Here is a 2537-nt window from a genome sequence, read left to right as displayed (position 1 = left end):
CTTCAAGCAGCAACGATTTGTCGAAGAGTACCAGGTCGACGGCAACGGTGCATAGGCTGTTCTCCGGGCAGGCTACCAGACCAAGCATCCAGCTGAAATGGCTTACGGACTACTGAGAAATGCCAAGGTCAAACATACTCTCCAGGATGCTCAGAACGCCCGTAGAGAGCGTTTGCAAATGCGGGTAGATTCCACTGTCCAACAATACATTGAATTGAAGGACAAGGCTCTGGAGGCTTGTAACTACCAGACATCACTTAGAGCACTGAATCAGCTAGCCAAGCATCTAAGAATCTTCGAGCACTATGATGCTTCTCCACTACTGGAAGAAATTGAGAAAAACCCGGAAGACCCTGAAGAATTGGTTGATCAGTTCTTGTGGATCAACACGTCTCTGGGCAACTGGTCGTATGTTCTGAGAGCATTGGAATTGAAGGTGAAGCTGGCCGGAAAAGAGAAGAAGGATCAGACCTATGAAGAGATGTTGAATTCTTTGGAGTTAGTTGCTTGATAGTGTTCAGCACAGAATATTAACAGTCCTCATACATTAGGAGTAAATAGGATTGGGAAAGTGAAGTAAGTAATTTGAATGCCTACAGGCTTTCATAGGCTATCAGAACAGAAAACAGATAGATTTGGACTAAATTCCGTTGTTAAATCTGCTAACTGTCTTTGCGGAGTAAAAAACTGAATTAGCCCCAGATGAGCAATCGGATGAGGTTAAGCAGATACGGGGATAGTCATCGGTGTAAACTCTTCATTTACTATACATTCATAGATTCAAGCAAACTCAGTAAAAATTTACACTTCAGGTGAGTCAACTAAGGAGATCCAAAAACAGGTATCATTTGTTACCTGATTACATATTAAGTAAATAATATAAGGAAGACAGTGTTGCTGTTATCTTGTAATCGGTTGATGGGGTATCTACGTCAATTTAGATTCAAAAACGTACGTATAATGACAACACGTTCTGATACATTGCGTTGTATTGTACCTCAAATACGTCATCTTCAGCATCGCCAGTTACAATTGGTTTGTTCGCATATGCATCAAGCTCAACAAGATTTAATTCAAACGTATCCCCGATATATGAGTATAATTTAATTAAAGCAGCAATCCCTACTCCAAAATTCGATAAACGTTTGGAATACAAATTGGATTTCTTTAAACAAATACCTTCCCGACTATCGGCGCCAATACCAATTGGTTGTAGTGTTCCCCTAACAGTGTAAGGGTCACAAACATTAACTTTATATTCTCCATAGGTATAAGTTATGCCCAAACCCGCTCCAATAGTAAGCCATCTATGACTTTCACTTGAAGAAAAGAAAAATCCCCAAAGTTTCCCAAAAGATGATGTAGTTACATCAACATCAGCACTCAGTGATGGTTCCGAAAGATTGTCAATTACTTTTTTATATTTTGGATTATTGATAACAAATCCATCTGTAAAAGTTTGTGATTTTTTGATGCTGAAAGTACCAGAATTTGCATTTATAAGAGTACTATAAGTCTGATTATCAAGACCATTTAGGACCGGTGGAATATCATAAGAAGTAATTCTTGATATATCGAAAAAATACTGTGAAAATAAATGACCTTCAGAAGCTTCTTCTAATTGAAAAGCTATAGGCTGTCTTAATACTGAAGAACTATTTACCATAGGATCATTATTGATTACAGTTCTTCGGGATGTTGATGGGGTACCAGATTGGTCTGTTAAAGTTAAATTATCGCTAGCAAATGAAGATGAAGTAGTAGTCATGCCATATCTCAGGCCGATAGCATTCCCACGAGGCTTTGGGGTATGGGAGCACGATGCAATAGTAAGAGTAATTAGCAGAAGAAGAAAAACTGGCAGGGATTTAGATCTCATAAGATCTCCAATTTTCAAGACGGTCGGCCGAAGTTGTACTCGGGTGAAGCGACACAGCTCTACTGTGGGTCATGCAAGGGGCTTTCCCCTATTGTTCGACAACTGTGGATTGATTGTGGAGCTTCTGTTTATAGATGGGTAGGCCCTTCATATCTACGGATTCGTACAGACCCTCAACAGTATACAGTACAGAAAGTAAACAATTTCTGGCTAGACTGGGTTGCTTAATCTGCTAACGGTCTTTGCTGAGATGGAAATTGAAATCGGGATGGTCTGATTGATTGGTATTTAGATTTTACAAGTGACTGGACTAGAGCAGGAACAAAGTTTTGATGAAGAATCTTGTACAGGAGATGTATGAGTGCCCAACTTATTTTTATGTTTAAATCTTAGAGGGCTTCTTCATCGGATCAACACTTCTCTAGGTAACTGATCTTATGTTGTTGAGAGCACTTGAATCGAAGATGAAACTTGCAGGGAAAGAAAAGCAGAACTTGAACTATGAGGAGGTGCTCAATTCTTTGGAGTTAGCTAGTTGATTGAGTTCAATAAAATGAGAGCAAATTTCAAAGGCCTGCTATAAAAAAACTGGTTGAAGTCGCATTATCAATTCGGATTTTCTTCAGTGCCTGATACTCTTCGCAATTATACCAGTTCA

Annotated in this window: 1 protein-coding gene and 1 pseudogene; one reads left to right on the top strand and one right to left on the bottom strand. The window is 39.3% G+C overall.

Annotation, left to right across the window (positions count from 1 at the left end; translation table 11 throughout):
- Nucleotides 1–73 precede the first annotated feature (73 nt).
- Nucleotides 74–511: pseudogene (locus tag P8O70_15120) on the top strand (hypothetical protein).
- Nucleotides 512–943: 432 nt separating this feature from the next.
- Here the strand turns inward: P8O70_15120 and P8O70_15115 are convergent.
- On the bottom strand, nucleotides 944–1768 hold the full coding sequence (locus P8O70_15115; GenBank protein ID MDG2198177.1) for a hypothetical protein: 825 nt from the start codon (nucleotides 1766–1768) through the stop codon (nucleotides 944–946).
- Nucleotides 1769–2537: the final 769 nt, after the last annotated feature.

It is taken from the genome of SAR324 cluster bacterium (assembly GCA_029245725.1).
Lineage (GTDB): Bacteria > SAR324 > SAR324 > SAR324 > NAC60-12 > JCVI-SCAAA005.
Note: the sequence above shows the minus strand (reverse complement) of the source record. Positions and strands in the feature narration are given on the sequence as shown.